At 44.3% G+C, this 25780-nt stretch carries 24 protein-coding genes; 14 read left to right on the top strand and 10 right to left on the bottom strand.

Going from position 1 to position 25780, the window contains the following annotated elements:
* Positions 1-116: 116 nt before the first annotated feature.
* Positions 117-722 (bottom strand): alpha-ketoglutarate-dependent dioxygenase AlkB family protein, encoded by a 606-nt coding sequence (locus AAEO56_RS13740; RefSeq protein ID WP_341697648.1) that lies wholly within the window; start codon positions 720-722, stop codon positions 117-119.
* Between the two features lie 42 nt (positions 723-764).
* A complete protein-coding gene (locus tag AAEO56_RS13735) occupies positions 765-1601 on the bottom strand; it encodes a methylated-DNA--[protein]-cysteine S-methyltransferase (RefSeq protein ID WP_341697647.1) in 837 nt (278 codons plus the stop codon).
* Positions 1602-1902: 301 nt separating this feature from the next.
* Here AAEO56_RS13735 and AAEO56_RS13730 point away from each other — a divergent pair, with 301 nt between their 5' ends.
* Positions 1903-2208 (top strand): hypothetical protein, encoded by a 306-nt coding sequence (locus AAEO56_RS13730; protein WP_341697646.1) that lies wholly within the window; start codon positions 1903-1905, stop codon positions 2206-2208.
* Positions 2209-2319: 111 nt separating this feature from the next.
* Here AAEO56_RS13730 and AAEO56_RS13725 read toward each other — a convergent pair whose 3' ends face one another.
* Positions 2320-3555, bottom strand: a complete 1236-nt coding sequence (locus tag AAEO56_RS13725; RefSeq protein WP_341697645.1) for a T9SS type A sorting domain-containing protein — start codon at positions 3553-3555, stop codon at positions 2320-2322.
* A 172-nt stretch (positions 3556-3727) separates the two neighbouring features.
* Here AAEO56_RS13725 and AAEO56_RS13720 point away from each other — a divergent pair, with 172 nt between their 5' ends.
* The 5 genes from AAEO56_RS13720 to AAEO56_RS13700 all read left to right on the top strand — a co-directional run bounded on the left by AAEO56_RS13720 (position 3728) and on the right by AAEO56_RS13700 (position 7291).
* Complete coding sequence (locus tag AAEO56_RS13720) at positions 3728-4012, top strand: DUF493 family protein (protein ID WP_341697644.1); 285 nt, start codon at positions 3728-3730, stop codon at positions 4010-4012.
* Between the two features lie 19 nt (positions 4013-4031).
* Entirely contained in the window at positions 4032-4736 is a 705-nt protein-coding gene (locus AAEO56_RS13715) for a DUF4290 domain-containing protein (RefSeq protein ID WP_341697643.1), read from the top strand.
* A gap of 14 nt (positions 4737-4750) precedes the next feature.
* Positions 4751-6061 (top strand): UDP-N-acetylglucosamine 1-carboxyvinyltransferase, encoded by a 1311-nt coding sequence (gene murA, locus AAEO56_RS13710; RefSeq protein WP_341697642.1) that lies wholly within the window; start codon positions 4751-4753, stop codon positions 6059-6061.
* Positions 6062-6155: 94 nt separating this feature from the next.
* Entirely contained in the window at positions 6156-6848 is a 693-nt protein-coding gene (locus tag AAEO56_RS13705; protein ID WP_341697641.1) for an SIMPL domain-containing protein, read from the top strand.
* A 50-nt stretch (positions 6849-6898) separates the two neighbouring features.
* Positions 6899-7291, top strand: a complete 393-nt coding sequence (locus AAEO56_RS13700) for a cytochrome c oxidase assembly factor Coa1 family protein (RefSeq protein WP_341697640.1) — start codon at positions 6899-6901, stop codon at positions 7289-7291.
* Positions 7292-7356: 65 nt separating this feature from the next.
* Here AAEO56_RS13700 and AAEO56_RS13695 read toward each other — a convergent pair whose 3' ends face one another.
* Positions 7357-9006 carry a S41 family peptidase gene (locus tag AAEO56_RS13695; protein WP_341697639.1) on the bottom strand — a complete coding sequence of 550 codons (1650 nt, stop codon included), beginning with the start codon at positions 9004-9006 and terminating at the stop codon, positions 7357-7359.
* A 135-nt stretch (positions 9007-9141) separates the two neighbouring features.
* Positions 9142-11625: a DUF5686 and carboxypeptidase regulatory-like domain-containing protein gene (locus tag AAEO56_RS13690; RefSeq protein WP_341697638.1), complete on the bottom strand. Its 2484-nt coding sequence runs from the start codon at positions 11623-11625 to the stop codon at positions 9142-9144.
* A gap of 166 nt (positions 11626-11791) precedes the next feature.
* Between AAEO56_RS13690 and AAEO56_RS13685 the strand changes: the two genes are divergently transcribed.
* The 3 genes from AAEO56_RS13685 (at position 11792) to AAEO56_RS13675 (ending at position 13174) form a co-directional block, all read left to right on the top strand.
* Positions 11792-11956 carry a hypothetical protein gene (locus tag AAEO56_RS13685; protein WP_341697637.1) on the top strand — a complete coding sequence of 55 codons (165 nt, stop codon included), beginning with the start codon at positions 11792-11794 and terminating at the stop codon, positions 11954-11956.
* Between the two features lie 130 nt (positions 11957-12086).
* Positions 12087-12890: an NYN domain-containing protein gene (locus AAEO56_RS13680; protein ID WP_341697636.1), complete on the top strand. Its 804-nt coding sequence runs from the start codon at positions 12087-12089 to the stop codon at positions 12888-12890.
* A gap of 20 nt (positions 12891-12910) precedes the next feature.
* Positions 12911-13174, top strand: a complete 264-nt coding sequence (locus AAEO56_RS13675) for a hypothetical protein (RefSeq protein WP_341697635.1) — start codon at positions 12911-12913, stop codon at positions 13172-13174.
* A 51-nt stretch (positions 13175-13225) separates the two neighbouring features.
* Here AAEO56_RS13675 and AAEO56_RS13670 read toward each other — a convergent pair whose 3' ends face one another.
* Entirely contained in the window at positions 13226-14278 is a 1053-nt protein-coding gene (locus AAEO56_RS13670; RefSeq protein WP_341697634.1) for a helix-turn-helix transcriptional regulator, read from the bottom strand.
* 283 nt (positions 14279-14561) lie between these two features.
* Between AAEO56_RS13670 and AAEO56_RS13665 the strand changes: the two genes are divergently transcribed.
* Together AAEO56_RS13665 and AAEO56_RS13660 are read left to right on the top strand one after the other, a co-directional pair.
* Positions 14562-16079: a TROVE domain-containing protein gene (locus AAEO56_RS13665; protein ID WP_341697633.1), complete on the top strand. Its 1518-nt coding sequence runs from the start codon at positions 14562-14564 to the stop codon at positions 16077-16079.
* A 1299-nt stretch (positions 16080-17378) separates the two neighbouring features.
* Positions 17379-18803: an RtcB family protein gene (locus AAEO56_RS13660; RefSeq protein ID WP_341697632.1), complete on the top strand. Its 1425-nt coding sequence runs from the start codon at positions 17379-17381 to the stop codon at positions 18801-18803.
* Positions 18804-19258: 455 nt separating this feature from the next.
* Here AAEO56_RS13660 and AAEO56_RS13655 read toward each other — a convergent pair whose 3' ends face one another.
* From AAEO56_RS13655 to AAEO56_RS13640, 4 genes are all read right to left on the bottom strand, one after another.
* A complete protein-coding gene (locus AAEO56_RS13655) occupies positions 19259-21739 on the bottom strand; it encodes a DUF5686 and carboxypeptidase regulatory-like domain-containing protein (protein WP_341697631.1) in 2481 nt (826 codons plus the stop codon).
* A gap of 4 nt (positions 21740-21743) precedes the next feature.
* A complete protein-coding gene (gene aroQ, locus AAEO56_RS13650) occupies positions 21744-22160 on the bottom strand; it encodes a type II 3-dehydroquinate dehydratase (RefSeq protein WP_341697630.1) in 417 nt (138 codons plus the stop codon).
* A 140-nt stretch (positions 22161-22300) separates the two neighbouring features.
* Positions 22301-22849, bottom strand: coding sequence for a porin family protein (locus AAEO56_RS13645; RefSeq protein ID WP_341697629.1), 549 nt, complete (start codon positions 22847-22849; stop codon positions 22301-22303).
* Between the two features lie 20 nt (positions 22850-22869).
* Positions 22870-23394, bottom strand: a complete 525-nt coding sequence (locus AAEO56_RS13640) for a porin family protein (RefSeq protein WP_341697628.1) — start codon at positions 23392-23394, stop codon at positions 22870-22872.
* A gap of 221 nt (positions 23395-23615) precedes the next feature.
* Here AAEO56_RS13640 and AAEO56_RS13635 point away from each other — a divergent pair, with 221 nt between their 5' ends.
* From AAEO56_RS13635 to AAEO56_RS13625, 3 genes are all read left to right on the top strand, one after another.
* Positions 23616-24218, top strand: a complete 603-nt coding sequence (locus tag AAEO56_RS13635) for an outer membrane beta-barrel protein (RefSeq protein WP_341697627.1) — start codon at positions 23616-23618, stop codon at positions 24216-24218.
* A gap of 102 nt (positions 24219-24320) precedes the next feature.
* Positions 24321-24890, top strand: a complete 570-nt coding sequence (locus AAEO56_RS13630) for a porin family protein (protein ID WP_341697626.1) — start codon at positions 24321-24323, stop codon at positions 24888-24890.
* Between the two features lie 230 nt (positions 24891-25120).
* Positions 25121-25654, top strand: coding sequence for a porin family protein (locus AAEO56_RS13625; protein WP_341697625.1), 534 nt, complete (start codon positions 25121-25123; stop codon positions 25652-25654).
* The last annotated feature ends 126 nt before the right edge of the window (positions 25655-25780 follow it).

Below are 25780 nucleotides of genomic sequence, written 5' to 3'. Positions count from 1 at the left end.
TCCCGGGGGATCGGTATCAATACTTTGTGGGGCAAAGAATTAAGGACATAAATATATATAATAAAATTTATCGTTAACATTGTTTTAACAATAAATTTTTATAATCTGACACATGGTTATACAGAAACAATTGTCCGGAAGGTGAGGTTAATGCGTGGATGCCTAATCTTTACTGACTTTGGCAGGCTGTGCAGCCAATGTGTCTGCGTGGTGCCTTTCATTAACAAAAGGCTTCCGTTTTGCAATAAAATGTCTCTTTTTTCCCTTGTTTTTCTATTTTTGAAGCTAAATTTTCGTTCCGCCCCTAGGCTTAAAGAAGCGATAACGGTATTTTTTCCGAGCGTTTTTTCGTCATCACTGTGCCATGACATGCCTTCGTTTCCGTCGTGGTAAAGGTTAATTAGGCAGGAATTGAATATTGTCCCTGATACTTTTTCAACCTGTTTTTTCAGTTCCAAAAGTGCTTCCGTCCACGGCAGTGCCTCTTTGGTTGTGTTGGAGTAGGTATATGCATAGTTCTCGTCGCCATACCACGCCACCTTTCTTTTTGTAATGATCCTTTTGCCATAAATTACAGCCTCATCATGCTGCCAGGGTAGGGTTTCCAGTAGTCGGGCACAATACATTCGCGCGGTATCCTCCGGCAATATAGGCCCGTAGTAAATTACCTCGCCATCATAGGGAAGTAAGTTGTTATTGTCGTCGTTGCTAAATAAGTCCATTCTTAAAGATACTATATTCAGTGGTTATTTTTTAATCGTGTTTTATAAATTTGCTGTTGCCGCTTCCCATCCTATCATGGCCTCTTTCCGGGCAGGACCCCAATGGTAATTCCCCAGGATCCCGCTGGACTGTATCACTCTGTGGCAGGGTATGATATACGCTGCCGGATTATCGCCCACTGCCGACCCCACAGCCCTTGATGCTTTGGGCGACCCTATAGCCCCCGCAAGATTGCCATAGGTCACAAGCTGCCCGGACGGAACCCGCAAAAGCGCTTCCCATACTTTTAACTGGAAAGGTGTCCCTTTTAGGTGCAGTCGTATCGTTCCTGCTGATGCGTCTCCGGTCAAGGCCAGTAATGCCTGCTGTTGGATCTCGTCTATTTCATTCTTATAAGTCGCATTAGGGAATTTATCTTTCAAATCTTCCAATGCTTTAGGCTTGTCATCAGCAAAGGCAATATGGCAGATCCCTTTAGGAGTGGCTGCTGCCAATACCGTCCCAAAAGGTGTTTTGGCAAAGCTGAAATTTATGGCAAGGTTTTCGCCGCCATTTTTATAGTCACCGGGTGTCATGCCTTCAATGTTCACAAAGAGGTCATGCAGTCTTCCGGTCCCCGAAAGGCCGGTTTCATGTGCCGCATCAACTAAAGAAGCCTTACCGCTCAGTACCTTCTTGGCATGTTCGACGGTAAGGTATTGCACGAATTTTTTTGGGCTCACACCGGCCCAGTCGGTAAACAGCTTTTGGAAATGGAAGGGGCTCAGGTGCACTTTTTTGGCTATTTCGTCGAGATGGGGCTGCTCTTTAAAATTTTCCTTAAGATAACCGATAGCCTCGGTTATCCGTTTGAAATTAATGTCATGCTGAACGTCCATAATGGTGTTGCTTTAATTATAATGCAAATCTAAGGGAGTAAAATATTGCTTTCAACCCGATACTTGCCATGTTTAATACCGGCGGCATTTCAATAAAAATTAACCACCTGCGTTATAACAGGTATAAATATAAATGAATTTTAAACACCCGGAAGTTTGTGCTTATTTCGGCAAGAGTGTTACGTCACGTCACCCTCTCCTTGGGAGAGGGCCGGGGTGAGGACTAACCAGCATGAGTGAAGTTCCCCCTTTATGTGGTTATAAAAATAAGGAATATTAAAACTAGAATTAATAATACTCAATGAAACGATTTGACCTGAAGCATACGGCTTTTCATATATTGGTTGCGTTGTATTTTATATGGGCATTTGTGTTTGCCGTACTGTTAGCACTAGCTATCAGCAACACGCTAAATGAATATAATCCTGCCCTTACCGGCCTATTTCCTATGTGGATACTGATGAATCTCGTAATGGGTTCGGCGCTATTTATAGTCATACGGCTTTTTGGGACAAGGGAGGTCATCGGTAAGGCGGTGCGCTATTCTTTCATAGCCCTGTCCGCAGCAGCCATATGCATTATGATCTTCGTTGGCGTAAAGGCATAAAAAAACCGCCGACATGAAGAGCAGCGGTTTTCAAAAAATAACCAATTTATAACCTAAACCTATATGCTATAGATGTAGGAAAAATAAAAAGGTTGCTTCAAAAATACTTTTTTATTCTTTTATGATCTTCTCCACAAAAAATCCTTTATCAGATATAACTTTTAGGAAATATGCCCCGGCTGCAATGCCACCCATATCAAATTCGTTATTGATGAAAGGTAGCTTTAGCAACCTTCCATTACTGTCAATTAATTCTGCTGATTCAATATTTAAACCATCCGATGCTATGGTTAGACGATCTTTTACAGGATTAGGATAGGCCCGGAACGGTTGCCTGGAAAAATTTTCAACAGATAAAGGCGCCACTTCTGCCTTAACTTCATAAATTACCAGTAACCCGGATGCTTCAGGAGAAACGGTATGCAGTCCTAAAAAGTACCCTCCCGTAGTTTCCGGTGTGTAACTGTAGCTTACCGTTGTCGCGAGATCCATATTGTACGGCTCTACAAATGCCCCATGCTGAGTTATTCCCGTTTCGATACCCAGCTCTGTTTGTACAGCACTTGCAGGGTTATCGCCATCCAGCACTACTGTCCTGAAACTTTCGTTTGGTGTGATCCCGCTTGCATATAGTGCGTTGTATTTTACACTTATAGTGTAGGTTGTGCCTTCGTCAAGGTTAAGCTGGGGTGATACAAGCCACTCATTTCTGGCACCTGTGCCGGTAACTGATGGGTAGGCTACGGCAACAGGATCATGTGCAGGGTCTTCATTGAGGTTGACGGCGTCATAGAACAGCCATCTTTGAAGGCCGTTGCCGCCGTAAGTCTTCCAGCAGGTAAAGTCAAGATGTGTTGCCCAGTTTTCTGTAAAAGGCAGTACAGTTTCACAATCCGGCACAGCAAGTGTGAGCTCAAACTGTAGTGCCTTATTGGAAGCCTGGTCGTCAAAAGCGATATAGTAAACCGTCCCGGTCCTTACTTCGAATTCTATATCGGCATAGAATGGAGCCGGCATTCCTATCGCGCCATTCGCAGCATGGCATTGCATCGCATCGCATGATCCGGAATATACAGATACCTGTATGTTATTGCTTAAGGTTATCCCGTCATTTATGGGGAAATTGGTAGTAATGCGTGCCATCCCGTCAGACTCAGGGCTGTATGCATACCATTCGGCATGTGCCCCTTCCAGTCCGGTAGTGTTCCAGCAGCCTGCATCATAATTAGTTCCGTCGATCGTTCCGGTAGTATGTATCCCGGGAGTAATTGCAATTGCGGTTTCACACGTATTCTGTGCATGGATTAACAAAGGCACAAAAAGTGCGCTGATCAGTAGTGATTTCATTGTGATTTTTGATTGATTAATGATGATTTTCGCCTTCTTAGATGTCAGATAAAGAAAAAGGTTGCGTGGAAACTACATTTTTTTCTTACATTTTTTTGAAAATTTTTCTCTTCCTGTGTTTTTTGGCGAAGTTAAAAGCGGATGATGTATATTTGCGTTTATTTTAGTACGAATGGATAAGAAAAGCGAAGAATTTTATGCAAGGCTAAAGGAAGAGCTTGCGGGCTCTGCCGACTGGCCGGCCGAATACCTGTTCAAATTTATTGTGCCTTCAGAAGCCGGTAAGATACAGGAAATAGAAGATGCCTTCAACAACATGGGCGCAGTCATAGAAACCACACAGTCCAAAACCGGAAAATATACCAGTGTTTCCATCAATGTAAAGATGGCGGGCGCACAGGACATAATAGACAAGTACATAGAGCTTTCAGGAATTGAAGGCATCATTTCATTATAAAGAAATTTCACGATCAAACATGCAATATAGTTCTATAGAAGCAACCAATAACCTTGAGTACAACTCAGAGAGGGAGCACCTTATCATTCCCGAATACGGGCGCCATCTGCAAAAGCTGATACAGCAGGCAGTAGCGCTGGAAGACAGGGATGAGCGCAACAAGGCCGCGAAATATATCATATCGGTTATGGGGAGCCTTAACCCGCACCTGCGTGACGTGCCCGATTTCCAGCACAAGCTGTGGGACCAGATATTCATAATGTCCGATTTTAAGCTGGAGGTTGATTCGCCGTACCCTATACCGTCGCGTGAACTGCTGCAGCAAAAGCCGGACAGGCTGGAGTACCCGCAGAATTTCCCGAAATACCGCTTTTATGGCAACAATATCAAGTACATGATCGATGTGGCCAACAAATGGGAAGATGGCGATATGAAGGATGCACTTATCATTGTGATCGCCAACCACATGAAGAAATCATACCTCAGCTGGAACAAAGACACCGTAGTAGATGCGGTGATATTTGAGCACCTGTTCGAACTTTCAGGCGGGAAAATAAACCTTCAGCCCGGCGAAGATGAGCTATCCAACGTGACCGACCTGATGAAGGTGAACAAGAAGCTGAGCAACAAGACACAATTTGGCAACCCTAAGCCTAAAATTATGCAAAGGCCCGGTATGATCGGCAAAAGAGACCAAAATAACAATAAAAACAGAAAACCCTAATTCCGGATCGCTGCATGGGAACATTTAAAATTGAAGGAGGCGCACCACTTAAAGGTGAAATAACGCCTCAGGGAGCAAAAAACGAAGCATTACAGGTGTTATGTACCGTATTGCTCACACCCGAAAAAGTAACCATTACCAACATTCCCGATATTATCGACGTGAACAAGCTGATAAGCCTGTTGCGCAATCTTGGTGTTAAGGTAGAAAAACTGGAGCATGGCGCGTACTCTTTCCAGGCCGATGAGGTAAATATCAATTACCTGGAATCAGAAGCATTTAAGGCTGAAGGCGCTACCCTAAGGGGATCTATCATGATCGTTGGCCCGCTATTGGCCCGCTTTGGTAAGGGCTATATCCCGAAACCGGGTGGTGATAAAATAGGCCGCAGAAGGCTGGATACCCACTTTGAAGGGTTTATAAACCTGGGTGCAAAATTCCGCTATAATGAGGAAGAAGCATTTTACGGCGTTGAAGCCGATAAGCTGAAAGGCACGTATATGCTGCTTGATGAAGCATCGGTAACCGGTACGGCAAATATCGTGATGGCTGCTGTGCTTGCTGAAGGCAAAACAACGATATACAACGCTGCGTGCGAACCGTACCTGCAACAGCTTTGCAAAATGCTGAACAGCATGGGCGCTAAAATAACAGGCGTGGGTTCAAACATGCTTGAGATTGAAGGTGTTGAAAGCCTTGGCGGATGCGACCACCGCATACTGCCCGATATGATCGAGATAGGCTCATGGATTGGCCTTGCCGCCATGACGCAAAGCGAGATAACAATTAAGAACGTAAGCTGGGACAACCTCGGCGTTATACCGGCAACCTTCAGGAAACTGGGCATAACTCTTGAGCGCAGGGGAGATGATATTTATATCCCTGCACATACCGATGGCTATGAGATACAAAATTACATCGACGGATCTATATTAACCGTAGCCGATGCGCCTTGGCCGGGCTTTACACCCGACCTTTTGAGCATCGTACTTGTAGTAGCCACCCAGGCAAGGGGCAGCGTACTGATACACCAGAAAATGTTCGAAAGCCGTCTTTTCTTTGTAGACAGGCTGATAGACATGGGTGCTAAGATCATGCTGTGCGACCCGCACCGGGCAGTGGTTATAGGCCATGACTTTAAGTTTAAGCTAAAAGGTATCGTAATGTCGTCCCCGGATATCAGGGCCGGTATATCGATGCTTATCGCGGCGCTCTCTGCAAAAGGCACCAGCACTATCCAGAATGGCGACCAGATCGACCGTGGCTACGAAAGAATAGACGAGAGGCTAAGGGCCATCGGAGCGAAGATCGAGAGGATAGACTAAGAGATTTTAGATATGTAAAAGGCCCGCAATTTTTGTGGGCTTTTTTGCGTTAATTTGTGTGCTCATCTTAATCAATTAACCAAACCAGCATATTATGAAAAAACTGATTGCCGCACTGGCATTTGCTATTTGTTTTTCGGCAAATGCCCAAACGATTGAAAACAACAAGGATAACGTTCCGTATATTACTGTTACCGGGACAGCCGAGAAAGAAGTTGTACCCGACATAATTTACATTTCCATTACGTTGCAGGAAAAAGTAGTGAACAAAGCAAATTATACCATAGCTGCACAGGAGGAGAAATTAAAAAAGTCCCTTCAGGGATTAGGCATCGATCTTAAAAACCTGTCGCTGGCCGATGCAAGCTCAGACATAATCAGGTATAAAAGAAAAGATAAAGGAATTGAGGAGCGCCAGGAATATTCATTAAAGCTTAGTACCGCTGCGGAAGTGCGCAAAGTATTTGAAGCCCTTCACGACAATGATATTAAAGAAGCCTCGATTTCAAAAGTTGACCATACACAAATGGATGCCTTGCGTAAAGAAGTCCGCATTGATGCCATAAAAGCTGCAAAAGACAAGGCAACATACCTATTGCAGGCAATAGGCGAACAACCGGGAAAACCTTTGATTATAAATGAAGAGCCAGATAACCAATACCGGATTGAAAATTATAGATCAAATGTGTCATTTAAAGATTCTGAAGCAAATAATGTCAACAATGAAACCGATTTTAAAAAGATCAGGATCAAATTTTCATACTTTGTAAAGTATGCAATAAAATAACGGACAAGTCAACTATTACATCTTTTCCTATCTCCTAAAAAATTCCTTCAATGAATAAAATGTACGAAGCCCATCCTGAAATTTTAGAGATGGACAGAAAAAGAAAACGGAAAACAAGGCGTATCGTATTTATTGTAATTGGCGTTTTCGTTCTCTTTGGCTGTGGGTTGTTTTTTGGGATCCGGGCTATAATGAAATCGTCTGATGCTTACAAAACTGCTGTTCAGTATATTGGCGATAATAAAGAAGTTGTCCTCGAAGCGGGAGGCATTAAAGACTACGGATTCCCATCCGGTACTATCAGCACAACTAATGGGTCCGGCAACGCGGTGCTTACGATAGAAGTGGAGGGTGAAAAGAAAAGCCTCGATGTATATGTGGAACTTGAAAAAGCACCCGGCAGCGAATGGAACGTCGTGACAATGGAGATATTGCAAGACTAGGAACCACTCTGGATGATAAAAGGGCGCCTGTTGAGCGCCCTTTTTGTTTTATAAATGGTAAGATATTACTTATTCGCCAGTTCAACTGCCTTTTCCAGCACTTCGTCTTTCCCTGCTGTTATGCCTGCAATTGTTGGTTGCACCTGCAAATCGATTTTTACACCCAGGCGTTGCGTTTCCGTACCATCAGGGTAAAATACGCCAAGGCCGGTTATCCATGTCTTATAGCCTCCTGGGAATTCAAAAGGGCTCACATTGCCATCAGCCCCCGCAGTCTGGCTGCCAATGGTAGTAACATTATCTCCTGCCTGCAATGACATGGTTGTAAACTCGGCATGGCTTTGCGTGGTCTCGTTTACCATCACGATGATCTTTCCTTTGTAGGCATACTTGTTTTTACCCCTAGGGCCTGCAAAGTAATTGTCCACCCATTTATATTTCCCGGGATAATCCGGGTCAGGTTTGGTAAACCGCACGAAGTTCCTGCGTTCCTTCATCAGGTAACGGCTTATTTCGTACATTGTGCCCTGGGGGTAATTACGGATGTCGAATATAAGGGCTTTGCATCCGGACAGCTTTTCAAACATGCCTTTTACATCTCCTGTTTCGAGGATACCCATATTGATGTAGCCAATGTTGCCTTCAAGTATTTTGTATTTCTCGGGTGGTGCTGGTTTTACAGGAGTGGTAAAGTCTTTTCTTGTGTAGCGGGTTATTTCTTTTGTGGCCGACCGGCCGTCCCTCTCAAAAGTAATTGCTGCTTTATCGGTACCGCCATTGAAAATACTATAGTAGGCTCCTCTTTTCTTTACCGCTGGGTTTGATGCGGGAACATAGCGGCTTTTCTCTGCCAGAATGGCTGTGATGGATTTGCCATTTACGTGGGTTATAGCATCGCCTATCTTCAGGTCGTCCATCTTAGCTTTTTCTTCATCGTAGTAACCGGTTACTACCGCTTTACCATCAATTATAAGGAATTTTACCGGCGCCCAGTGATATCCAAAATACTGATTTGTAAGGTCGGTTACAAAATAGCCGTGGCTGTCATCTATCTTAGCTACCAATTCCAGCATGGCGAGGTGGTATTGTTGTGCTTCAGGTGCATCTTTAAATTTAGGTATCATTTCGGTTAGCACGTCATCCCATTTTTGGTCGGTCATGTATTTGTATGGGAAGTAATATTCTACGATGTTCCAGTAGCGGAAGAGGCTCAGCAGCCTGTAGTGGGCATTGGGGTATTCGAAGTCCTTGTACTCCGGCTCGTTTTTGACCTCGATATTATTTGCACCGCCAAAACCCGTGTAGTAACCTGCGCCGAGATGCCGGTTGACTTCAATGTATTTCAGTTTTGTGGTAAGCGCATCTGTAAAAACATCTGCGTCCTCCATCCAGGCCATACTGAAGTTCTTTTCAAATACTTCATATTTAGGCATCTTCCCGCACTTTTTGCATACAGGCACTTCGCCCAGCCCATCTATCCATTTTATATAGACTTCGCCTAGCGCTTCTTTCGTCTGTGCTTTTTCCACTTCTGGCAAAATCTCTATAAGCTTTTGGTCCCAGTTGAATTTACCGTCAGCCACCTGCGGATGATAGTATTTCAGGAATCCCCAGATGCGTGCAGTGGCTTCCAGTTTTTGGATTTCAGTTACAGGGGTATTTGCCAGTGCGGTTTGTAATAGGAGTACTGACAGTAGTAGAAACAATTTCTTCATGTTTGTTTGAATTTAATTATTGTGCAGGACTTATGACCTCTGCGGATAATTTCACTACAAAAGCACAAATCATTTCACAAAGAACACAAGCCTTGTGATCCTGGTGAAAAAACTTTGTGCACCTTGTGGTAAAAATTATAAAATATCCAGGAATTTCAATCCGAAAATAATCCCATCCGTTGCAAAGCCGCTGCCCTGATAGGCGCGAACGTAGTCAATACGCAGTACCCTGAACTTTCCGAAACCTACGTTATCGAAACCTACCGTAAACTCCTGGTAGGGCTTATTATCTGGTGTGGCAATGCCGTGGTAACCCACTACGAGGTTCCATTGCAGGTCGGCCAGCAACGGTATCTTGTTCATCAGGTAGCCTTTGTCGTTGTGCTCAATGTGCCCTTCCAGGTACGAATCGTTAGTGCTGTGGCTGTAGTAGGGCAGGAGGTTGAACACGTTGAGGTATGCCTCAGAGGTTCCAACATGCGTCTGGTTGCCGTTAAAGTGCTTGTAGTCCATAAAGGCGATCTTGTCGGCATTAAAAAATTTACCACCTTTTACATTGAAACCGAAGGTGCCTTTGTTGGCAAACGTTTCGCTGTAAGACACTCTTGCCGCGATAAAGTCATATTCATATCCTTTCACGGTAGAAGAGAAAGCCTTTTCATACATGAACGATACGCCGGGATAGTTCACTTCCGTAACCGGAATTTTTCCGTCAGGGCGCGTAATGTATTTCTGCCCGAAGCGAATGTTACCGCTGATGTTTACCTTGTACAGCTCGTGCTTTTCGAATGGTGCTGAGGTATTATTCGTTGGATCAAGCGGATTGTTGGAGGTGTAATCGTGATCGTTCTTTATAAATACATAATCGGTGTTGTTGAACACAGGCCTCCTGCGTAGGTATTCGAGGCTTCCTGTCATGGTAAGCCCATTGAATATCCAGCGGCTTTGCGAGATCTTCGCATAAGTCTTGTCATACAGTTTCATGTAGTTGTCCTTAAAAAACAGCGTACTGATGCTGTTCATCAATGGCGATATCGGCTCGGCGGGGTTAAACTGGTTAATCGTGTTTCCACCCGAAACGTAAAACGTACCCACTTTGCCAAGCTTTTGCGAAAATCCACCTTCAGCACGGAAACGGTCTTCCGCAAGGCCATAATTGAACGCCGACCAAATGGAGAAATAGCGATTCTTTTCTGTGTTTGATTTATTAAAGCTTATTTTGGTGCCAATATTCCAGCCCTGAACCGTGTTGTACATGGGCACCTGAAGGATACCGTCGTAATTAAAATACGTGTGATTCGCCTCGTTGCGGTAATCATAACCCGAAATAACATCGAAAACGTGGAACTTGTTACGGCCCTTCATTATCGAATCTTTATACGCATCCGTCTGGTGGTAAGCGGCTATACTGTCCTTCTTCACATAGTCGGTGTGCTCCTCGCCGGTAAGCGGCACAGGGCGAACACCTGTCCAGTAGATCGAATCTTTTTTATTGGAATCTTTCTCGAATGCCACCAGTTCTTTGGTAAAAGTGCCTTTCTCAAATTTGTCATGGAACACATAATTGCTATACACATGCGTCATCTTGCCTGTAAAGCCTACACCGAACATACCCGCCTTAATATCGAAGGTCTGTGAGTTCTTGGCCCAAATACCGTTGGTGGCATTGTAGCTGAAATTCTGCTGTAGCGTAAGCACATCCAGAATGTTTTGCCTTATGCGGTAACCTTTAATGTCAAGGTCGATGGCATAGATGGCCCAGCTGTCGTCTACGATATAGATATAGCCCTCGAACACCGGCTCTTTATCGCGGCGCGGTATTACCTTTATCTTACTTATCTGATTATTGTTCTCATCGTAAAAGTTACCTTCGAATTTGTAACGGTAGTAAGCGAAAGCGCCCTTGGCAAGAGGGGAGATCATGCTCACATCTTCCATGTCGACATAATCATCATAAAAATTATAGAATGTTCCCTGTGCAGTGTTGTAGCTAAAGCCGTTATTATCGCCGCTTATCTTGGAGGCGATTATTTTTTCTTTCAGGTTCTTAGGCTGTTCGAAAGTGATGTGCGATACCGTCTCGCTGAGGTAAATGATACCGCTTCCGGTAGAATCAAGTATGGTTCCGGCATTATTGGCCTCCACTCTTACATCCATTCCCATAATACGCTTTGGTACGTTCTTTACGCGAAAGATACCTTTAGAGTAAAAGTCGGCTTCAAATCGGCCTGTCTTCTCCGAATTTTCTTTTTTGTGTGCGATCGCCTGCCTGATGATAGCGTAGGCCGGGTCTTCCCCTTTGGAGATGGTAAGCTCCTTCATCTCATAGCTTTCGTCTTCCATTACGACATCCAGCACATGCGGGAAAGAGGCAATGTTTACAGCTATCTTTTTTGTTTTGTAGCCGATCGACTGGAAAATGACAGTGTATTTCCCTTTGGTCTTAAAAGGCAGGTCATACTGGCCGGCTTCATTGGCCGTGGTGCCGGTGTAAGTGTTTTCGATGGTAATGCTTACAAACGGGATAGACTCGCCGTTTGTCGAGGTGATTTTTCCTTTTATCTGCCCAAAAGAGGCTAATCCGAACAGCAGGAAAATGGTGGTAATAAGTTTGTGCATGGTTTGTTGGTTATTGGTAGGTATTGGTTTTGTAAGGATAGACGGTTTTTACATAAGAATGGTTGCATCAGGTTAAAAATATCTTTCGGTAAGGAAAGATAACGGCGGTTAAGGGAGTTTCTTACAAATGCGAATAATTTTTTTCCAAAACAGGAGTTATTTATATATGGAAGAAATTTTTTTAGCATTTATCGAATATCCCGGTGCATTGCTTCACTGGCTGCTTCGCGGAATGACACCATCCTTTGAAGATGTGCGGAAAAGTTATTTTTGGGTCAATACCGCGCTTTCGGTTTTAATATTTGGTATTGTGTTATGGATAGTTTCATAATTGGCATCACCCACCATGACTTAGCCAGTTATGACTTCGATAAATTACAATGATAAATCCGCAGCCACCCGTCCAAATCCGTGTCATTCGCGTTCCTTTTTCCCTTACCTTTGAGTAAATACATCACACAATGGACAATATAAAAGACCTCAGGCTTGCGGTACTTATCGATGCCGATAACGTACCTTATTCCAATATAAGAGGCATGCTTGAGGAAATAGCCAAATACGGCACTCCCACATTCAAGCGCATTTACAGCGACTGGACCCGCCCCAATATGAACGGCTGGAAGAACGTGCTGCTGGAAAATGCTATCAGCCCCATACAGCAATACAGCTACACCTCAGGCAAGAATGCCAGCGACAGCGCGCTCATTATCGACGCCATGGATATATTGTATTCCGGGAAAGTGGATGGTTTTTGCATTGTGTCATCCGACAGCGATTTTACAAGGCTGGCCACCCGCCTGCGAGAAGAAGGGATGAAGGTTATAGGCATGGGCGAGAAAAAAACGCCTGAACCGTTTATCAAAGCCTGCGAAAAGTTTATTTATATCGAAATACTCCCAGGTGCTGCGGCAAGCAAAAAGATCATAAAGAAACCGGGAAGGCCTGCAAAAGGAGCAGCCATCGAAAAGCCGCTTGTTGAACATGTTGAAGCCGAAATCATAGAGACAAAAGAAACACTAAGCACTATAGATAGCAGGCTGATAAAGCTCATCCGCAACAGTGTCAACGACCTTGCTGATGAGACCGGTTGGGCATTCCTGGGCGACCTGGGCAATAATATACTCAAAAAGCAGCCCGACTTTGATGCACGTAACTATGGCTTCCCCAAAATGCTCCCGCTTATAAAAAGCACCGGGAATTTTATTGTTGACGAAAGGGAAACCGGCAAGAACAACATCAAGCACGTGTACGTAAAGAATAAATAATACGCATTTTTAGTTTACCAATGAAAAAGATTACCGAAGCGATCATCCGGAAAGATTCCAATATTAATAAAGTGCAATTTGATAAAGAATGGTTTTATTCCCTCGAAGATATGGAGGATTACCTGAAAGAAGACCTTTCAGGCGTCGAAACCGTTACCCTGCCCATGGATATTTACGGCGAAATAATGAATGTAAAATGTGCCACCTGGGAAGATATTGAGCGCTTTCGTCAGAAAGAACCGCTTGAAGATTTCAGGGGTAGTGTGCTGAGGCGTAAGAAGTAGTTGTCGGTTGATGGTTGTCAGTTGTCGGCTTTTTTTACAAACTGACTTTATTTATACACTTTCTTCTTTTGCAGTCTTGCTTTCCTTTACAGGCTCCACATACTGTGCCTGAGCATTAGTCAGCCTTTTGCGTATCCGTTCTTTCAGGTTGCGCGGTGCGAGTACCTTTACGTATTCGCCAAAACCCAGTATCTCTCGTTCCAGTTCAAAGTTCAGTACCACATCGATACGGATGATAAGCCCTTCTTCATTATCCGATAGCACCTGCTGCGAATGGTGCAGGGGCTTGGTGCGTACATAAGGCGCGTTGGTACAGTCAAACTGCAGGATCACCCTATGGCCACGTTCCCGTTCCGATTTGGTTACGCCAAGGGTATCGCTGAAATAGCGGGCCCAGTCCACGCCTTCATGTTCCACATAAGCTTCTTTGGTTAGGGAATGGAATTCCACGATCCTGTCGAGTGCAAGCGTATACAGGTGAACTTGTTTTTTTTTGCGCGCTATCAAAAACCAGCGGTTGCGATATTCCTTCAGCAGGTACGGGTAATAAATTTCCTTACTGGACTGCTGCGCCTTAAACGATTGGTATTCTATCAGTAATGCCGTTTTACTCAGTATCGCCTGGTATAACGGGCTGATGTGCTCTATGCCTTTCAGGTGCTTATTATCTTCAAACTGTATGTAGTCCTGGGTCTTCTTCTCGGTCTTGTTCACGTTGTTCTCCAGCTTGGCGATAAGTTCGCTCATCTCATCAAAATAGCTGAACCCGTTCAGTTGCTTCAGTATGCTCACTATCTCTTTCATCGTGGCCATATCGGCATCGTTGATCGGGGAGTTGGTAATGCTGTAGGCAGGGTCTTCATAAGTATAGAATTTCCTGTCGGCAATAAGTATCGGGGCGTTGTATCCAAGCTTATCACTGCGCATTACCTGAATGTCGGCCTGTATGGTGCGGCGGCTCACGCCCGTGGAAATACCTTCATATTCATACAGCGCATCGGACACTTTTTCGATAATATCTTCCAGTGTCCATTTCCTGAAACGGTTTTTCAGGCATTCGTCTATTGTTTTGTAGCGCAACAGGGCAAGCTTATTGGTAGCCATAAGTCGGATTTGGTACTTTTAGTGCAAATGTGCCTGCCAAATATAAGTAAAAAACGAATCTGCTGCGCAATGCAACTGCGCACTAAAAATTTTATCCTTTAAAATTGTGATTATTTTTAATTTAAAATATTGAAAATCAGTTGTAATTAAAAATTTATTCAATTTTTTTACTACTGCGCATTTTCACTGCGCACATGCACGCGCATCTTTGCAATGTCAGGATGAGACAACAACATCATCCGGCAAAAAGGAAAGACGAAAGTATAACATTAAATCCGTAATCATGAAATTCAATTTTTTGAACAGGCAGAAAAACGTAACCGTAAACCACGAAGGTGCAAAGGCGTACAAGCTGACTCCTGAAATGGAATTGTACACCGCTGTAGTAACTACAGGGCTGAATGATACGGCTTACGAACAAGGCAACCAGAGGCTGAAACGCATCACTGCACTGATAGCACAATGCGATCCTGAATTTGTGGCGAGGCTTGCGATATATGCAAGGACGCAGATGAACTTAAGGTCGGTGCCGCTGGTACTGTCGGTAGAACTTGCCAAAATCGCATCGGGTACGAATGTCGTAAGCAGGGCGGTAAGCAATGTTATACAGCGTGCCGATGAAATAACCGAGCTGTTGGCTTACTACCAAACTGCCAATGCACGTAACGGCACTAAAAAACTGAACAGGTTGTCCAGGCAGGTGCAGAAAGGCCTTGTGGCATCGTTCAACAAATTTGACGAATACCAGTTTGCAAAATACAACAGGGAAACCGATGTGAAGCTGCGCGATGCGCTCTTCCTGGTGCACCCGAAAGCTAAAGACGAAGTCCAGCAGGAGCTGTTCAATAAGATTGCAGCTGATACACTGGCAACGCCTTATACATGGGAAACGGAACTTTCGGCATTAGGCAGGCAGAAATTTGCCACAGCAGCCGAAAAGAAGCAAGCGGTTGCTGCTAAATGGGCCGAGCTTATTGCAAGCAAAAAAATAGGCTATATGGCCATGATGCGTAACCTTAGAAATATACTTGAGGCTGATGTTCCGGGCTATTGCATACAAATGGTGTGCGAATACCTGTCGAATGAGAAAGCCGTGGCAGGCTCTAAGCAGCTGCCATTCCGTTTCCTTTCGGCCTACAGGGAACTTAAGGATGTGCGTTCCGGTTACACGTCAGCAGTGCTTGGCGCGTTGGAAGATGCCGTGATGCACAGCGCGAAGAACATCAAAGGCTTTGGTTACGATACTTCGGTAGTGATAGCCTGCGACGTGTCGGGCTCCATGCAGGTGCCGGTTTCGAAAAGAAGCAGTGTGAAACTGTACGACATCGGCCTTATGCTGGGTATGCTGCTTCAGTCGCAGTGTAAAAATGTGACCACGGGTATGTTTGGTAATACCTGGAAAGCAATTAACATGCCTTCGCGTAATGTGCTTTCTAATGTGATGGAGTACTACAGGAGGGAAGGCGAGGTAGGTTATGCTACCAACGGCTACCTGGTTATTGAGGACCTTATCGCCCGAAGGAAGAAAGTGGATAAAGTGATGCTGTTTACCGATGTGCAAATGTATGACAGCGGATTATTTGGCAACAGCGTACAACATTCATGGAAGCGTTATAAAGAAATAGCGCCTGATGCCAAGCTTTACCTTTTCGACCTTGCAGGCCACGGCAATGCGCCATTGGACATCAGCAGGAACGATGTATACCTGATAGCGGGCTGGAGCGACAAGATATTCGATCTCCTTTATTCGCTTGAAAATGCAGGCAGTGCGCTTGACGCCATAAAAAATATTGAGATGTAGATAGTTTCTCCCGCAGCACAAGCGTCCTGCGGGAGATCATAAAAGAAAGCAAGTGCCGTAAATAAGGGTTACTTCGGGGTCAGCGTGGTGTGGGTTCAAGTCCCGCTATTTCTTTCCGGAAATATAGTTCAACTGGCAGAACACGTTGCATAAGTCCCTTTTGACTTTTGCCTTGACTTAAACAATGGGTCTCTCCCGCAGTCCACGCGCCCTGCGGGAGCTCATTAAGGAAAAAATTACAGCAGGTGCCGTAGATAAGAGTTACTTCGCATTTCACGCCCTTTGGACGCAGGTTCGAGTCCTGCCTTCTCCGTCGGCGAAAGCACCGGGGTTGTAGCTCAGTTGGTTAGAGCAAGGAACAGTCTCTTTTCGCATTTTGCCCTGCTTTTATAAAAATATTGAAGCGCTCCCGTTGCCATGCGGTGCGGGAGCTTATTAAAAGAATTGAAAAGGCACCGGGTGCCGTAGATAAGGGTTACTTCGCACTTTTAATGCCCGGGTCGCGGGTTCGAATCCCGCCATCTCCACTAAACAAACAGATAAGGGGATGTAGCTCAGCTGGTAGAGCAGGATAACGCCCTCATTGCCTTTCGCCCCGGATGTAGTACAGCGCTCCCGTGCCGAGCGGTTGCGGGAGCTTATTAAAATATTGAGAATAGCAGGTGTCGTAGGACAGGGTTACTTCGAATTGGATATTGCGGGTTCGAATCCCGTCGTGCCACGCAACAGTGTGGCAATGCAAACCCATCCGCTTTTTACCTTGCTAAAATTATACAGGATGCCGTAGGTGCGGGTTACTTCGTCTCAACCCAGGGGAGGAATAGCGAAGCCGTTTTTTGCGGCAAGGCTATCCGGTTCGACTCCGGCCAGACATGCCCCGTTTACCCATGCCGTATTTTGCTCCTGTTTTTTTAACCACATAGGCACATAGTTCTTTGCCGCTTTTGAAGGCCTGATAGTTTTTAAAGAACACATAGAAATGAAGCAAAGCTTCAACTATGTATTCTATGAAGGCTTTTATTCAATGAAACCTATTGTTTCTATGTGGTAAAATAAAATTTAAAACTAATAAGGTGCCGTATTTGCCTGCGTTACTTCGTCCGGTTGTTTCGTCGGGTTCGATTCCCGAAAGTAAAAAAGCGCCGGCATGCCATTGCCCTTATACAAGAGTGCCGTTATGCAACGTGTTACTTCGTCCAAAGAAATCAAAACACCTGCAGCCCATTGCCTCTTTTTTTTAATTACCATTAACCAAATAAATATAAAAACACACTAACTTTAAAATACAAACCATTCGTTATGGAAACACAGATAACTGGAACCGACTTACTATCGGCAGGATATACAGAAACACCCATTTTAGGCCTTGCCCTCAAGCTTGCTAACAAGGCATATACCGAACAGCCGAAGGACGATGTGGTAGCGCTTTTCAAAAAAGTGAAGGACTATCCCGAAAGCTTTCTCGATGATGAGGTGCTGGAACCTTTGGCGACTGCCATGATCGAAGAAGCCAATGCACCAAAAGATGATGTGATACCGCTCATCGGAGATGCAAAAGAATATGCCGTTTACGGTGAGAAAAATATCGAGCAGGGCGCTTTAGACCAGATGAATATTGCAATGAGGCTTCCCGTAACGGTTGCAGGTGCGCTGATGCCCGATGCACACCAGGGGTATGGCCTCCCGATAGGGGGTGTGCTTGCTACGAGAAACGCCATCATACCGTATGGTGTTGGTGTGGATATCGGATGCCGAATGGCGCTTTCGGTATATGATATCCCGGCGGAAGATTATATACTGAACGAATTCAGGTACAAAAGGGAGCTTATTGCGCATACCAAATTTGGCGCAGGCCACGGATACCACGGGCAGTATAAGGCCAGCCATGATGTTATTGACCGGGTAGAATTCGGGATGACGAAATTTATTAAGAACCTCCAGGATAAAGCATGGTCGCAGTTGGGAACTTCTGGCGGAGGCAACCACTTTGTGGAGTTCGGTATCATCGAATTTGAAGAAAGGGATGAAGTACTTAATATCGATAAAGGCCGGTATGTTGCGTTGCTTACGCACTCGGGTTCGAGGGGATTTGGTGCAACGGTAGCCGGGCATTATACAAGGCTGGCAAAAGACCTTTGCAAATTGCCAAAGGAAGCCGCCAACCTTGCTTACCTTGGCCTCGATACGCAGGAAGGGCAGGAGTATTGGATAGCCATGAACCTTGCAGGCGATTATGCTTCGGCATGCCACCAGGTGATCCACGATAAAATGGCGAAGGCCATTGGCGCCCAGGTGTTGGCGAAGGTGGAAAACCACCATAACTTTGCCTGGAAAGAAATGCTTGACGGTGAAGAGGTGATCGTCCACAGAAAAGGTGCTACACCAGCCGGAAAAGGCGTGATGGGTATCATACCGGGAAGCATGACGGCACCGGGATTCCTCGTGAGGGGTAGAGGTGAGGAGTGTTCCATCAACTCGGCATCGCACGGTGCGGGAAGGCAGATGAGCCGGACGCAGGCCATAAAGAGTATTACCAAAGCCGAGATGCGGCAGGTACTCAAAGACCATGGTGTAAACCTTATCGGTGCCGGAAGGGATGAGGCCCCGATGGCCTATAAGGACATCGATATGGTTATGGCAGCACAAACCGGCCTTGTAGATGTGGTCGCGAAATTCACCCCAAAACTGGTGCGAATGGCTGATGACGGTAGCAGGGAGGATTAATTAAAGATGAAACACGGATAACGCTGATCGAGCGGATTGTCACAGATTTTATATTATTCAGACCTGACAGGTTCAAAACTGTCAGGTCTTTTACGGTGTAATAATCCTTACTCTAAAAGCTCTTCTTCTTTTGTCTTGAAACAAAAGAAGCAAAAGTTCAAGGCTGCAAATTTTTCACTTAAAATCTACGTCGGGATTTTTGCATCACGACCCAAGCCGCGGCCTGCTGCGCGCCGCTCGTGGATCGCTCTCCTTCTCCCAACGCTAAAATCCCGACTTGATTTTTACGCGAAAAATTTAAGGCCCAGCTTCACTTGGATGTGCTTACTCATCTACAACACAACGATCAGTGCAATTATTGAAAGGCATTTTCACCCGAGTGTAGCATCCCATTTGTCGGAGAGCAGGTTGCGAGTGTAGCTTCCGACAACTGTCAAGCGACAACCGACAACCAATTACTCCAGTATATCCAAAAATGTCAGTCCAAAAATCACCCCATCGCTTAAAAAGCCGCTTTCATACGACCTGATGTAATCGATCCTCAGGAAACGGAATTTACCCCAGCCAAGGTTATCGAAACCGGCGGTGAATTCCATATACGGCTTATGTTCCGGTGTGGATAGTGCATGCGCACCTAAAACCAGATGGTAATTCAGCTCGCTTATCAGCGGTAGCTTATTGGTAATAAACCCCTTGAAGTTGTGTTCCAAATGCCCTTCGAGATATTGGTCATTGGTGCTATGGGTATAATAGGGCAGGAAGTTGAATACATTTAGGTAGCGCTCTGACTTGCCTATGTGTGTTTCGTTGCCGTTGAAATGCCTGTAATCCACAAAGGCGATATTATCTGAATTAAAGAACTTCCCGGCGCGTACTGCCATGCCTGTTTCGCCTTTGTTCCCGGCATCCATCGTATAGGTGATGCGGGTGGAAAGATGATCGAAATTATAATCCTTTATGCTGGAAGCAAAGCCTTTTTCATATTTTAAATACAGCCTCGGATAATTCGGGTTTGGAATTATTTCCCTGCCGTCGGGGCGTGTGCGGTATTTTTGCCCGAAGCTGAAGCGCGCCTGCAACGATGCTTTCATGATATTATGCTTCAGGAATGCAGGGGTTTCGTTGTCAAGAGGCAGTAAAGGGTTGTTGGATAAATAAGGCTTATAAGCGTCTTTTAATGTCGAAAAGTTCGTATTGTTGTAGAGGGCATGCCTGCGGGCATATTCTACCGACCCGTTTAGTTGAATGCCATTAAGCACTTCCTCTTCGTATGCCAGTTTGATAAAGGCATTGTCATAGAACTTCGCATAATTGTCCCTGAAGAATAAGGTACTGACACTGTTCACGATCTTATTGATAGGCTTTTCAGGATTGAATTGCTCAATGCTGCTTCCACCCGTCACCGTAACGATTCGCTTCGAGAAGTTATTGAACTTGTGTGCAAAAACTCCCGTCGCCCTGAAACGCTGCTCGGCAAAACCATAATTAAGGTCGGTGCCAAAAGTAGTATAGGTGTTCTTCTCGGGATGGTATTTCGTAAAGTGGAAACCCGGCGCCAGCCAGTAGGCCTGTACGGTATTAAAGGCAAGCCTTGTTGCGATACCCGTATAGCGGATGTCCCAGTTCTCCGCAGAATTACGGTAGGTATAGCCCAATATAGGAGCCAGCCACTTAAAGCGGTTGCGCTCATGGTCGGTGCTGTCCAGGTACGCTTTGGTTTTCCGGAGTTCCTGGATTTGGTCTTTTTTTATATAATCATTGCGCTCTTCGGGTGTAAGCGGAATAGGGCGGATGGTATTCCAATATTTATTCTCTTTCTTATTGGCATCTGTTTCCACATACTGCATTTCGGGACCAAAGGTTTTTTTGTCAAAATCCGGATTAAAAATAAAGTTGCTGTACACATAGCTGAACCTGCCCGAAAGCCCTACACCGAACAGCCCGGCATCAAAATCGAGTCTCTGTACATTTTTCGTCCATAACTTCTCTTTTGCATTATAGCCAAAGTTTTGCCTTATAGTAAGTGAATCCAGGAGTGGCTGCTCTATCTGGCTGCCTTTTAATGTGAAGTCGGTAGCATACAGTTCCCACGTGTCATCAACGATATAGATATAGCCCTTTACAGCAGCCTCATTCTTTTCTTTTGGCGAAACTTTTATCTTGTTGATGAGGTGCTCATCGGTATCGTAAAAAGCGCTTTCGAGCTTGTAGTCATAATAGTTGAAGGCATTGTCGGCAATGGGCGAAACGACGCTCACTTCAAACGGGATGAAATTTTCGTAAAAATCAAACTCGGCTGCCGCTGCATTGTTATAGCTGAAGCCATTATCCTCACCGCTCACTTTCGAGGCTACAACTACCTCATTAATCTTATTGGGCTTTTGGTATTTTACCCTCGAAACGGTTTCCGATAAGTACAGTATACCGTTGCCCGTAGTATCGACCGATCCACCAAGATTGCCTATTTCCTGCCCTAAAATTTCTTTAGGCAGGTCTTTAACCTTAAACGTGCCGCGCGAATAGAAATCGGCTTCAAATTTTGCAGTTTTGGCAGCGTTTTCTTTACGATGGGCTATGGCCTCGCTGATGATCAGTTTCGCCCGGTCGTCTTTATTGGAGATTACCAGTTCGTTGAGCAGGTATTTTTCATCCTGCAGCGCCACGTCGAGAACATAGGGAAGCTTATTGATATCAACGGTCACTTCCTTTGTTTTGTAGCCGATGGAACGGAAAACAATAGTGTATTTTCCTTTTACAGAAAGCGCGAGGGTATAAAAACCGTCTTCGTTTGAGGAGGTACCGTTGTAAGTCCCCGATACAATAATACTCGCAAAAGGTACCGGCTCCCCGGAAGCGGATACTATCCTTCCTTTCACCTGCGCAAAAGACGGGATGCTTAAAAGCAGCAGTAGGAAGGGCAGTAGGTGTTTTTTCATTAGGTTATGGTGTAAGTGATTCTATGGCGAGCTGGTATCCTTTCAGTCCGAAGCCGATGATAACACCGGCAGCAACAGGTGACAGGAACGACTGGTGCCTGAAGGTTTCGCGCGAAAAGGTATTAGAGATATGCACTTCTATAACAGGTGTAGTTACTGCCTTTATGGCATCGGCTATGCCAATAGAAGTGTGCGTGTAGGCTCCTGCATTCAGGATAATGCCATCATGGTTAAAACCAGCCTTTTGTATTTCTGTTATTAATTCTCCCTCGATATTGCTCTGAAAGTATGTCAGGTGTAGGCCCGGAAACTTCTGGCGGAGTTCGTCGAGGTAATCTTCAAAGGTGCGGCCACCGTATATTTCGGTTTCACGTGTGCCAAGCAGGTTGAGGTTTGGCCCATTGATAATATGTATATTCATCACTTTTGGTTTCTACTGTAAAAGTAAGGGTTTACGGTAATGTTAGTATGAGGTTTAATACTAATTTTAACATTTGTTCCAGTAAAAAAACCGGTTTTGTCTTAAAGACAGAACCGGTTTTTGCATTTTATTTAAAACTTTTAGAAAAAGTATCCTAATGATAACTGGAATACAGCATTCTTCACGTCGCCTGATACCTGGTCGTCATTTACTTTGGTAAGGCCAATGTTGTAACGTGCCTGTGCAAAAAGGCCTGCAATGATTTTAAGTTCTACGCCACCGCTCGCGGCAAGGTCGAATTTTTTAGATTTGAAAGCTTCGTCTGCGTCATCCACAAGGAATGAGAACTGCGGTCCTGCCATAACGCTCAGTTTCGGCAACACATAGAATTTTGCCAATACTGGTACCGACACATACTTCAGGTTAATGTCTTTGGTAATATTGAGAGCAGTATCCTTATAGGTTGCTCCCTGCGAAGAGAAAAGCGCTTCGGCCTGTACCGAGAAAACAGGTACAATATTCAATTCCACAACCGCACCGGCGTGGAAGCTCGTAATACTTTTGGTGTTTATATCGCCGCCTGTAAAGTTGGCAAAGTTAGCACCAGCCTTAATACCGAAATCAATACCCTGTGCCTGCATTGCGAAACTGCCTGCCAGGGCTGTCAATAAGAAAATGATCTTTTTCATGTTATAATAGATTAGTGGGTTTAAAAATAAAATCCTAACGAAAGCTGTATTACGGAGTTCTTTACATCGGCATCTTCAAAAACCTGCCTTTGTCCCCATATATAGCGGCCCTGTATAAAGAGCCCGCCTGTAATTTCATATTCCAGTCCGGCTGCCAGCCCAAAATCGTAATTGTTCGCTTCTTTAGGCGCAACCCGCTTGGTTTCATTGGCGAGCAATGAAAACTGTGGACCGGCATTGATGCTCAGCGAACCGTCAATGTCAAATTCAAGCATTACCGGCAATGTAACGTAGTTGAGCTTATATTCATCATCACCAATCTTCGCACCCTGTACCGAATAAAGCAATTCGGGTTGGAGTGTAATGCGGTCCAGTATGTTGAATTCCATGAGCGCACCCACATGAAAACTGGTCAGGCCGTCGAATTGATTGGCATTATTGCCGGTCAGGTTAGCAAAATTGACACCTCCCTTAATACCGTAAGTCTGTGCCTGCGTTATTGGTATAAAAAACAGCACGGCCGCTGCTAAAAATAATTTCCTCATAATTTGTAAGCCGATTTCGAAACAAATGTAAGGAAAAGTAAAACCCATGATAGTAATTTAACCACATTTTGGCTTTTAAAAGATTACTTTGTTCAATACATACACAAAAGTAAAATGTTAAAGATTTGAAAGACAGGCTTTAAAAGGATTGTTAATTTTATCAAAATTATGGCATGCAATTTGTAAGAAAGAATAGCAAATAACCATAATTTATTTAACACATGAAAAAATTACTATTTACTATGGCTGCTTTGGCTGCATTCGGACTGGCACAGGCACAGGAAGAAACAGCTACTTCAGGATTTGCTAAAAATGACGTTTTTGTATCAGGCTCCCTTGGGTTCCGTTCCCAAAAGACAGGAGATGAGAAAATCAACAATTTCAATGTTACCCCAAGGGTAGGCTACTTTGTGAGTGATAATATTGCTGTAGGCGCCCAGTTGGGATTCAACAGTGGTAAAAACACCTACAATGCCAATGGCACTATGGTTGAAGTGAAATCTACAGGATTTGAGGCTGGTGCTTTTGCAAGGTACTACGGCACTCCTGGCAGGGCATTTTCATTCTTTGGGCAATTGAGCGCTTCCTATAACACGACAAAGAACGAATCGCAGGGAAGCGAATCAAAAGTAAACGGCTTTTCCGTAGGCCTTGCACCTGGTATCAGCTACTTCGTTTCAGACCATATTGCATTCGAAACTACGTTTGGTATCCTGAACTACAGCAGCAGCAAGCCGGATGCAAATGGGGCGGAATCTACTGACACGTTCAATTTAAACCTTAACCTTAGCAACGTTGCTTTCGGAATAATTTACAAATTCTAAAGTTAACAACCTCTTAATGAAAATACCTACTTCTGGGTATTTTTCTTATTAATTTATTTTATAAATTTGTTTTACAAGTAACAATAAAAATTTAAACACAAAATGAAAAAAATTCTATTATCTGCAGTTGCTGTAATGGCTTTTGGTGTTGCAGCTCAGGCACAAGACATTAAATTTGGTGTAAAAGCCGGTTTGAACATTGCTAACCAGGGTGGTGACGCCGAAACTGATGGCTCATTGATGGGTTTTCACGTTGGAGGTGTTGCTGAATTAAAAATTAGCGAAACGTTCTCTGTGCAGCCTGAAGTGCTTTACTCTATGATGGGTGCAAAATACAAAGACCTTGGTGTGGAGACTGATTTAAAAATGAGCTACATCAATGTGCCAATACTGGCGAAGTACTATCTTATGGAAGGCCTTAGCCTTGAGGCAGGTCCTTATGTAGGTTTCCTTATGAGCGCTAAAGCTGAGGATACGGATGTAAAAGATGGTTACAAAAGTATTGATTTCGGACTTGCCGGAGGCGTTGCTTATGACCTTCCAATGGGCGTTTTCTTCCAGGCAAGGTATATGGCTGGTCTATCTGATATCAATGATACCGAAGCTGAGATAGGATCAACACCAAAAATTACCAACAACGCTATCCAGGTTTCTGTAGGTTATAAATTCTAATCTGTCTGAACTATATAGAATAAGCCTCCTCACACGGGAGGCTTTTTTGTTGGCTTCACGAAAATTAAAAGATTGACACAAAAAGGATTCGTTTTGTGTAATTGCGTTATCTTTTAGTGTGTAGTTTGTTCTTTTCCTATACTTTCCTGTTAATTAAAATGAAAACCTGCTATACGGTGGTTTTTTTTTAAGAATTATTTCCTATTTTTATCGCATCTAAATCATAACACATGAAAAAACTTTTCTTTTCCGCACTGGCCGTTATGGCATTTGGCTTTGCAGCACAGGCACAAGAGGATGAATTCCCGATAGTAGGGGTAAAAGCAGGCGTTAACCTGTCGAACTTTGACAGTGATGCCGATACTGATGGCGCAACAGGTTTTTATGCCGGCCTTTCGTTGGATATGGCTCTTAAAGGCCACTTCCACTTTCAGGCGGAGATGCTTTATTCTAAAGAAGGCTCAGACAAGGAGTCGATATCTTACATCAGGATTCCTGCTATGGCAAAATATTATTTTACAGAAGGCTTAAATATACAGTTGGGCCCGGTACTTGGTGCAAGGGTTGACGCTGAAAATAAAGAAGTGCGCCAGGGAAGCAAGGCATTGGATTACGGAGCTGCCGCAGGACTTTCTTATGAATTAAGGTCAGGTTTCCTTATCGATGCAAGGTACTACATGGGCTTGGAGGATATAAGCAGGCATGACGAAGGCGGTAAAGTTAAGAACAACTGTATCCAGTTGGGTATCGGTTACCGTTTCTAACCATGACTAGTCCTAAAATAACGATACAGGATTAATAATAATAAAAGTACAATTTTTTAGACAGAAGTAGCTTCTTGGTTACTTCTGTTTTTTGTTTTATAAGTCCTCATTTTAATTTCCTTTTGC

It is taken from the genome of Flavobacterium arundinis, from assembly GCF_038289855.1.
GTDB classification, from domain to species: domain Bacteria; phylum Bacteroidota; class Bacteroidia; order Flavobacteriales; family Flavobacteriaceae; genus Flavobacterium; species Flavobacterium arundinis.
Note: the sequence above shows the minus strand (reverse complement) of the source record. Positions and strands in the feature narration are given on the sequence as shown.

Bases quoted from the DNA above. Each gene is read 5' to 3' on its own strand.
- AAEO56_RS13625 (WP_341697625.1), top strand. From the start codon at position 25,121: ATGAAAAAACTTTTCTTTTCCGCACTGGCCGTTATGGCATTTGGCTTT.
- AAEO56_RS13730 (WP_341697646.1), top strand. From the start codon at position 1,903: ATGAAACGATTTGACCTGAAGCATACGGCTTTTCATATATTGGTTGCG.
- AAEO56_RS13640 (WP_341697628.1), bottom strand. From the start codon at position 23,394: ATGAGGAAATTATTTTTAGCAGCGGCCGTGCTGTTTTTTATACCAATA.
- AAEO56_RS13635 (WP_341697627.1), top strand. From the start codon at position 23,616: ATGAAAAAATTACTATTTACTATGGCTGCTTTGGCTGCATTCGGACTG.
- AAEO56_RS13705 (WP_341697641.1), top strand. From the start codon at position 6,156: ATGAAAAAACTGATTGCCGCACTGGCATTTGCTATTTGTTTTTCGGCA.
- AAEO56_RS13655 (WP_341697631.1), bottom strand. From the start codon at position 21,739: ATGAAAAAACACCTACTGCCCTTCCTACTGCTGCTTTTAAGCATCCCG.
- AAEO56_RS13690 (WP_341697638.1), bottom strand. From the start codon at position 11,625: ATGCACAAACTTATTACCACCATTTTCCTGCTGTTCGGATTAGCCTCT.
- AAEO56_RS13715 (WP_341697643.1), top strand. From the start codon at position 4,032: ATGCAATATAGTTCTATAGAAGCAACCAATAACCTTGAGTACAACTCA.
- AAEO56_RS13685 (WP_341697637.1), top strand. From the start codon at position 11,792: ATGGAAGAAATTTTTTTAGCATTTATCGAATATCCCGGTGCATTGCTT.
- AAEO56_RS13675 (WP_341697635.1), top strand. From the start codon at position 12,911: ATGAAAAAGATTACCGAAGCGATCATCCGGAAAGATTCCAATATTAAT.
- AAEO56_RS13720 (WP_341697644.1), top strand. From the start codon at position 3,728: ATGGATAAGAAAAGCGAAGAATTTTATGCAAGGCTAAAGGAAGAGCTT.
- AAEO56_RS13645 (WP_341697629.1), bottom strand. From the start codon at position 22,849: ATGAAAAAGATCATTTTCTTATTGACAGCCCTGGCAGGCAGTTTCGCA.
- AAEO56_RS13670 (WP_341697634.1), bottom strand. From the start codon at position 14,278: ATGGCTACCAATAAGCTTGCCCTGTTGCGCTACAAAACAATAGACGAA.
- AAEO56_RS13660 (WP_341697632.1), top strand. From the start codon at position 17,379: ATGGAAACACAGATAACTGGAACCGACTTACTATCGGCAGGATATACA.
- AAEO56_RS13665 (WP_341697633.1), top strand. From the start codon at position 14,562: ATGAAATTCAATTTTTTGAACAGGCAGAAAAACGTAACCGTAAACCAC.
- AAEO56_RS13630 (WP_341697626.1), top strand. From the start codon at position 24,321: ATGAAAAAAATTCTATTATCTGCAGTTGCTGTAATGGCTTTTGGTGTT.
- AAEO56_RS13700 (WP_341697640.1), top strand. From the start codon at position 6,899: ATGAATAAAATGTACGAAGCCCATCCTGAAATTTTAGAGATGGACAGA.
- murA (WP_341697642.1), top strand. From the start codon at position 4,751: ATGGGAACATTTAAAATTGAAGGAGGCGCACCACTTAAAGGTGAAATA.
- AAEO56_RS13680 (WP_341697636.1), top strand. From the start codon at position 12,087: ATGGACAATATAAAAGACCTCAGGCTTGCGGTACTTATCGATGCCGAT.
- AAEO56_RS13695 (WP_341697639.1), bottom strand. From the start codon at position 9,006: ATGAAGAAATTGTTTCTACTACTGTCAGTACTCCTATTACAAACCGCA.
- aroQ (WP_341697630.1), bottom strand. From the start codon at position 22,160: ATGAATATACATATTATCAATGGGCCAAACCTCAACCTGCTTGGCACA.
- AAEO56_RS13740 (WP_341697648.1), bottom strand. From the start codon at position 722: ATGGACTTATTTAGCAACGACGACAATAACAACTTACTTCCCTATGAT.
- AAEO56_RS13735 (WP_341697647.1), bottom strand. From the start codon at position 1,601: ATGGACGTTCAGCATGACATTAATTTCAAACGGATAACCGAGGCTATC.
- AAEO56_RS13725 (WP_341697645.1), bottom strand. From the start codon at position 3,555: ATGAAATCACTACTGATCAGCGCACTTTTTGTGCCTTTGTTAATCCAT.